The sequence below is a fragment of the Paraburkholderia podalyriae genome (genome assembly GCF_014397785.1).
Classification (GTDB): Bacteria; Pseudomonadota; Gammaproteobacteria; order Burkholderiales; family Burkholderiaceae; genus Paraburkholderia; species Paraburkholderia podalyriae.
Genome location: NZ_VZQQ01000126.1, coordinates 1 through 8,007 on the forward strand (window position 1 = coordinate 1; position 8,007 = coordinate 8,007).

Consider the following 8,007-nt stretch of genomic DNA (forward strand, 5'->3'; position numbering starts at 1 on the left):
AGGCCTCAAACTGTCGAAAAATAAGCTGGATTCACGTTGAAATTTCGTAATGCAGAAAATTGCGCGGCGGTAGCCGCGCAGAGCGATGGACGTTGCTTTTGGAGGGGTGTATTTCCGCAGCCTGCTAGTCTAGTGGGCCTGATTGGAAAAGCCCCTTCGTCTTTCGCAGACGATCAGCCACAAAACGGAACGGCCGCTTTTCGGTGCAGAGTCGACGCCAGTGTGGCCGAGCGACGGTGCGAGTGAGCGGCTCCTCATGGCCGCTTATTGCCTTACGCTACCGCGTCATGTCGATCCGTTGGGAGCCCTGCGGTTGCCCGTGCCGACCTGGATCGTGTCTTCACGCCGAGTCGACGCGATCGCACTCAGCGTCGCTCTGTCCCGTATGCGCAACCTGCTCGCCAAACTGCAGGGCGGCAAGCTGGGCATAGAGCGGCGAGCTCAGAAGCAAGTCGGCGTGACGGCCCTGCGCGACGATGCGGCCTTGCTCCAGCACGACAATGCGGTCCGCTTGCTGTACGGTCGCGAGGCGGTGCGCGATGACCAGCGTGGTGCGGTTCTGCGCGGCATTGTCCAGCGCCTTCTGCACGAGGCGTTCGCTGGCAGCGTCGAGCGCGCTGGTGGCCTCGTCCAGCAGCAGGACGGGCGGATTCTTCAGGATCGCGCGGGCGATCGCAATGCGTTGGCGCTGTCCGCCAGACAGTCGTACTCCGCGCTCGCCTAGAAACGTGTCGTAGCCTTGCGGCAGTTCTTCGATAAAGCCGGCCGCAGCGGCCATTTCGGCAGCCCGCTGCACTTGCGGGAGTGTGGCCTCGTGCGCGCCGTAGCGGATGTTGTCGAGCACGCTGCCCGAAAAGATCACCGATTCCTGCAGCACTGCCCCAATTCCCTTGCGCAACTCGAGGATCGGCACCTGTCGCGTCGGGACGCCGTTGATCAGAATGTTGCCGGCCTGCGGGTCGTAAAATCGCAGCAGCAGTTGGAACAGCGTGGTTTTGCCGGCGCCGGACGGTCCAACCAGCGCGACATGTTCGCCCGCGCGGACGTCGAGCGAGAGCCCGGCGAGTGCAGCGATGCCGGGGCGGGACGGATACGAAAAGCTAACATTGTCGAAGCGGATGCCGTCCCCGCGCGCCGGCAGCGCAACCGTCGCCTCGGCCTGCACCACCGGCGAGCGTGCCACCAGCAGTTGCAACAAACGTTCGGTGGCGCCGGCAGCCCGCTGCAGATCGCCCCACACTTCGGCGACAGCTCCCACAGCGCCGGCGGTGAACACCGCGTAGAGGATGAACTGGGACAACTGGCCGGCCGTCATCCGCCCGGCTAGCACAGACTGCGCCCCAAGCCAGAGGACGAACACGACGGCGGCGAATACCAGCACGATAACCACGGCGGTCAACCAAGCACGCGCCCGAATTCGCTTGAGCGCTGTCTCAAAGGCCACCTCCACCGCGCCGGCAAACCGCCGCGCCTCAAAGGACTCCTGCGTATACGACTGGACGGTCGGCATGGCATTGAGGACCTCGCCCGCCAGCGCGCTCGCGTTCGCTACCTTGTCCTGGCTGGCGCGCGAGAGGCGGCGCACGCGCCGACCGAAGACAACGACGGGAGCGACCACCACCATCAGCGTAGCGATGACGTAGCCTGACAGTACAGGGCTGGTCACTGCCAGCATCGCCACGCCACCGGTAAGCAGGAAGAAGTTGCGCAACCCCAGCGACAGGCTGGTGCCCACCACCGTCTGAATCAAGGTGGTGTCGGTGGTGAGCCGCGACAGCACCTCTCCGGTCTGCGTGGTTTCGAAGAACTGCGGGCTCATCTCCAGCACGTGGTCGTAGACCGCACTTCGCAAATCAGCCGTGACCCGCTCGCCCAGCCACGACACGAGGTAGAAGCGCAGTGCCGTGGCGCTGGCCAGTACCAGCGAAACGGCGAATAACGCGAGGAAATAGCGATCGATATGCGTACGGTCACCCGCAGCAAAGCCACGGTCAATCAGGTATTTGAACGCCACCGGCAACGCCAGTGTGGCGCCCGCCGACGTCACCAGCGCCAGGAACGCGAGCGCCCAGCGCCCGGCATACGGGCGCATGAAGGGAAACAGGGCAAACAGGGGGCCTATAGCCCGCGAAGGCGGCGAAGGCGGGACAGCGTCTGGCATGAGGATTCCCGAGCGGGTAGAAGTTCATCTCGATTGTGCCAGTCCTACAGATTCGAAGGCAGCGGTCGCGTGCTTGCCGCGACTCGAGCCATTGCCATGACAGACAAACCCGATCCGGACGAACTGAAAGGACCCGGTGGCTTGGCGTTGCGCCAGATCCACGAACAGGTACAGAGGAGCGTCGAGTGCGACCGCGAAGAGCAGGTAAAGCGTAATACTACCGCTGCGCAACAGGGTCGATGGCAACGTTGGGTACGCTACATGTGGGCCCGCAGTGGCCGTCGCTTTGATACGAAATGCGCCGGTCGCGATTGCCGAGTCGGGAGCAAACGTTAATCGCCGAGCCGGGCCGGTCATAGCGTGTCTGCGAGCGGCACGACCCGACCCACTTCTGCCGTTGGACGCCTCATCAAGCAAACGACTGCTTCCGAGGCGCCGCGGTCGTCCGTCCCTCAGCGGCTGGCGGCAGGCGGCCTTCGCCGACCGTCTCGGATCGTTGGCCAAGGCCAACCCCAACCGTGCCGCGGAGGGTAGTTCCCAGACAGGCGCTCTTGGTCGCTACCCTCCGCCTTTTCATTAGACTTCGTGCGGGGTCTCTATCGGCGAAGCTGCGTCGCGCCCTGGCCCCATCCCATCCCGACGACCCAGTCAGCGTAGCGTGCGCAGGTCCTCACCGCGGCCCTCCGACCCATCCCTATACCGCCGCGCTCGTCGAGGTGTATCCTGACCAGACGCCTGCTGCTGCACGCGTTGCTGACCGTGCGCAGATGCCGTCTTAGAGATCACTGTTCGAGCGCGCCCTGCCAGTTGAGGCAGACGAATGTCAGCGCTCCCCGCTTCCTCTAAAACCCAAATGACGATGATGGGCGACAGCCTGACGGCGGAATGCGGAGATGAACCGGACCTATGGTTTCAGCGCCGATGGGTAACAGCCTCCAGATCGTGTGGGAGGATGGCGAGCGCGTCTTCACTCGAGGACGGCGCCCGGGCGATGGCGGCGGCGACGACGATGTCCTGATTGCGCGGCCCGCCGCCGAACATCCACCACTCGGCATCCTCGATCGCCTCGCTCACGAATTCGGATTGAAGGACGAACTCTATGGCGGGTGGGCAGTGCGGCCGCTGGAGCTGGTGCGCGAAGGCGGCCGGACTCTGCTGGTGCTCGAGGATCCGGGCGGTGAGCCGCTCGCGCAGTTGCTCGGCGCGCCCATGGGGGTGGCCAGTGTTTTGCACCTTGCCGTGGGCATCGCCGCGGCGCTCGGCAAGCTCCATCAGCGCGGCCTCGTCCATAAGGACCTCAAGCCGGCCCATATCCTGGTGAACTGCGCGGACGGCCAGGCGCGGCTCACTGGCTTCGGCATCGCCTCGCGGCTGCCGCGCGAACGACAGGCGCCCGAGCTGCTCGAGACCATCGCCGGCACGCTCGCCTACATGGCGCCCGAGCAGACCGGCCGGATGAACCGCTCGATCGATTCGCGCAGCGACCTCTATTCGTTTGGCGTCACGCTCTATCAGATGCTCACCGGCGCGCTGCCGTTTACGGCCGCCGACCCCATGGAATGGGTGCACTGCCATATCGCCAGAAAGCCGGCGCCGCCCAACGAGCGGTCGGAGACGGTCCCTGCTGCGGTCTCTCAGCTCGTCATGAAGCTGCTCGCCAAGACGGCCGAGGAACGCTACCAGACCGCCGCCGGCGTCGAGCGCGACCTACGACGCTGCCTGTCCGATTGGGAGCGTCAGCAACGCATCGATGACTTCCCGCTGGGCGAACACGACACGCCCGACCGGCTGCTGATTCCGGAGAAGCTGTATGGGCGAGCGCGCGAGATCGAAACCCTGCTCGCGTCCTTCGACCGCGTCGTCAATGGCGGCGCCCCGGCGTTGGTGATGGTGTCCGGCTATTCCGGGATCGGCAAATCCGCGTTCGTCAATGAACTGCACAAGGTGCTGGTGCCACCGCGCGGGCTCTTCGCCTCGGGTAAGTTCGACCAGTACAAGCGCGACATTCCCTATTCGACGCTGGTGCAGGCTTTTCAAAGCCTGGTGAGGCCGCTGCTCGGCAAGCGCGATACCGAGCTGGCGCGCTGGCGCGACGCGTTGCTGGAGGCGCTGCGCCCGAATGCACGGCTCATGACCGATCTGATCCCCGACCTGAAGCTCATCATCGGTAACCCGCCGCCGGTCCCGGAACTTGAGCCGCAGCAGGTGCAACGCCGTTTCCAGCTCGTCTTCCGCCGCTTCATCGGTGTGTTTGCCCGACCAGAGCATCCGTTGGCGCTGTTTCTCGACGATTTGCAGTGGCTCGACGCTGCGACGCTCGACCTGCTCGAGGATCTGCTGACCCGCTCGGATCTGAATCACCTCATGCTGATCGGTGCCTATCGCGACAACGAGGTCGATGCCGCTCATCCGTTGATACGGAAGCTCGACGCGCTCAAGAAAGCCGGGGGAAAGGTGGAAGAGATCGCACTGGCGCCCCTCGCCCGCGAGCACCTCGTGCAATTACTTACGGAGGCGCTTCACGGCGAACCGGAACGCGTCACGCCACTCGCGCAGCTCGTGCATGACAAAACCGCCGGCAATCCGTTCTTCGTGATTCAGTTTCTGCACGCACTTGCTGACGAGAATTTACTTACCTTCGACTATGACGCGGCGCGCTGGTGCTGGGATCTTGATCGCATCCATGCCAAGGGTTACACCGAGAACGTGGTGGACCTGATGGTCGGAAAGCTGACCCGCCTGCCGGCCGGCACGCAGCAGGCGTTGCAGCAGCTCGCCTGCCTCGGCAATGTTGCCGCAATCACCAGGCTTTCGAACGTGCTCGGGATCCCGGAGGCGCAGGTCCACGCGGTGTTTTGGAAGGCGCTTCGTCAGGAACTGGTCGCTCGTCTGGAGGGCTCCTACCAGTTTGTTCACGACCGGGTTCAGGAAGCGGCTTATTCATTGATCCCGGAAACCTCACGCGCCGCGGCCCATCTGCAGATCGGCCGACTGCTCCTGACGCACACGCCGCCGGAGCAGCGGGAGGAGGCGATCTTCGAGATCGTGGGTCAGCTGAACCGTGGCGCGGCCTTGATCACGTCACGCGACGAGCGGGAGCAGCTGGCCGGGTTCAACCTGGTAGCCGGCCAGCGCGCCAAGGCGTCGACCGCCTATGCCTCGGCGCTCACCTATCTCATCACTGGTGCGGAACTATTGAAGGACGATTGCTGGGAGCGCAGGCATGAGCTGATCTTTGCGCTGGAGCTGAACCGGGCCGAATGCGAATTTTTGACCGGCCAGTTATCGGTCGCCGACGAGCGATTGGCGGTGTTATCAAATCGCGCCACGACAACGGTCGAACAAGCCAGCGTCGCGTGCTTGCACATGGATGTCTGCACGACCCTCGATCAAAGCGACCGCGCGGTCGCTGTGTGTCTTAACTATCTCCAGCAGGTCGGTATCGCGTGGTCACCCCGTCCGACAGGGGAGGAGGTGCGACGCGAATACAAGCGCATCTGGTCACTGCTTGCGGGCCGGACCATCGAGGATCTCATCGATTTGCCTCTGATGGAGGACGCGGCAACGCTTGCGACCGTCGAGGTTCTGACTAAGTCGCCGGCCGTGTTTACGGATGCGAACCTGGCGTCCCTCACGATCTGCAAGGCGGTCAGTGTAAGCCTCGAGCGGGGCAACTGCGATGCTTCATGTTTCGCCTATGTTCTGCTCGGCAGAATCGCTGGACCGCGTTTCGGCGACTACCAGGCCGGATTCCGATTCGGCCAGCTCGGTTACGAACTCGTCGAACGACGCGGGTTCAAACGCTTCGCGGCGAGCACGTGCGAGCACGTATAATTGCTTCGCGATATTTGTGGCGCGCTGGACGAAACATGTGCGGGCTTGCCGTGATCTGTATCGCCGCGCGTTCGAAGCGGCGAACCGGATCGGAGACCTCGCGTATGCAGCTTACACGCGCTGCAATCTCAACTCGGATCTTCTCTTCGCCGGCGAGCCGTTGCCTGAGGTGCAAGCCGAAGCGGAACACGGGCTCGCGTTCGTCGAGAAGGCGCGGTTCGGCCTTGTCATTGACTTCATCACCACGCAACTCGCGCTGATCCGGATGCTCCGCGGCTTGACGCCGAAATTCGGTTGCTTTGACGACGGCCAGTTCAATGAGCATCGCATCGAATATCACTTGTCCAGCAACCCGGTCCTGGCGATGGCTGCGTGTTGGTACTGGATCCGGAAACTGCAGGCGCGCTATATCGCCGGCGACTATGCGACGGCCATGGACGCCGCATCGAAGGCGCAACGGCTGCTCTGGACCTCATCGGCCTACCTTGAAGAGGCCGAATATCACTTTTATGCCGCGCTGACCCAAGCCGCCTGGTGCGATTCCGCACCGGCAGGCGAGCGGCCGCAGCACCTCGACGCTCTGGCTGCGCATCACAGGCAGCTGCAGGTCTGGTCAGAGAATTGCCCGGAGAACTTCGAAAACCGCGCCACGCTGGTTGGTGCCGAAATCGCCCGCCTTGAAGGCCGCGGGCTTGATGCCGAGCAGCTCTACGAGCAGGCCATCCACTCGGCGCAGGCAAACGGCTTTGTCCACAATGAGGCACTCGCCAACGAACTCGCCGGGCGCTTCTACGCGGCGCGCGGTCTTGAGAGGATGGCCCGTGTGTGTTTGCAGGACGCCCGCTACGGCTACCTGCGTTGGGGCGCCGATGGCAAGGTGCGGCAGCTTGAGGAATTGTATCCGCATCTGAGGACGGAAGAGCCCGCACCCGGCCCCGCGGGCACGATCGCGACACCGGTCGAACGCCTCGACCTCGCCACCGTGATCAAGGTGTCGCAGGCCGTCTCGGGTGACATCGTCCTGGAAAAGCTGATCGATACGCTGATGCGCACGGCGATTGAACAGGCCGGCGCCGAACGCGGTCTGTTGATTCTTCCGGACGGCGGTGAACAACGGATAGCAGCGCAAGCGTCGAGCGGCGGCGACTCGGCTCATGTCCAACTGCGCGATGTGCCGGTGAGCTCGGCAGCGCTGCCGGAGTCGGTCCTCTACCATGTGCTGCGCACCCGGGAGAGCGTCATTCTCGACGATGCCGCGGCCGAGCCCCCGTTCGCCACGGATCCTTACATCCGTGAGCATCGTGCCCGTTCAATTCTCTGCCTGCCCCTGATGAATCAGGCCAGGCTCACCGGTGCGCTCTACCTCGAAAACAGTCTGACTACCCGCGTGTTCAGCCCGGCCCGGATCGCCGTGCTGAGGCTGGTGGCCTCGCAGGCTGCGATCGCGCTGGAGAATGCCCATCTGTACCGCGATCTCGCGGAACGCGAAGCGAAGATCCGCCGCCTCGTCGACGCCAACATCATCGGGATCATCGTCTGGAATGCCGGTGGTGACATTCTCGAGGCCAATGACGCATTTCTGCGAATGGTGGGATACGAGCGCGCGGATCTCGTTTCGGGTCGCGTACGCTGGACGGATCTCACGCCGCCGGAATGGCGTGAAGTCGACGCACGAGCCTTGGCAGAGACCGGGGAAACGGGGCGCGGGCAGGCCTACGAGAAGGAGTTCACCAGGAAGGACGGCAGCCGTGTGCCCGTCATGGTTGGTGGGGCCACATTCAAAGCAGGTGGCAAGGAAGGTGTCGCTTTCGTGCTCGATCTGACCGAGCGCAAGCGGGCGGCGGAAGAAGCACGCGAGAGCGAGCGGCGCTACCGGGAGGTGCAAACGGAGCTGGCGCACGCGAACCGCGTCGCCACCATGGGCCAGCTCGCGGCCTCGATCGCCCATGAGGTCAACCAGCCGATCGCCGCGACGGTCACCAACGCCCAGGCTGGCCTGCGGTGGCTGAGCG

1 protein-coding gene and 1 pseudogene are annotated in these 8,007 nt (G+C 64.0%); one reads left to right on the forward strand and one right to left on the reverse strand.

Annotated features, from left to right (window positions below; all coding sequences use genetic code 11):
• Positions 1 to 340 precede the first annotated feature (340 nt).
• Positions 341 to 2,161 carry an ABC transporter transmembrane domain-containing protein gene (locus F6X42_RS40955; RefSeq protein WP_187639485.1) on the reverse strand — a complete coding sequence of 607 codons (1,821 nt, stop codon included), beginning with the start codon at positions 2,159 to 2,161 and terminating at the stop codon, positions 341 to 343.
• 921 nt (positions 2,162 to 3,082) lie between these two features.
• On the opposite strand from F6X42_RS40955, the pseudogene F6X42_RS40960 reads away from it, so the two are divergent.
• A pseudogene (locus F6X42_RS40960) lies at positions 3,083 to 8,007 on the forward strand (AAA family ATPase); the annotation flags it as partial.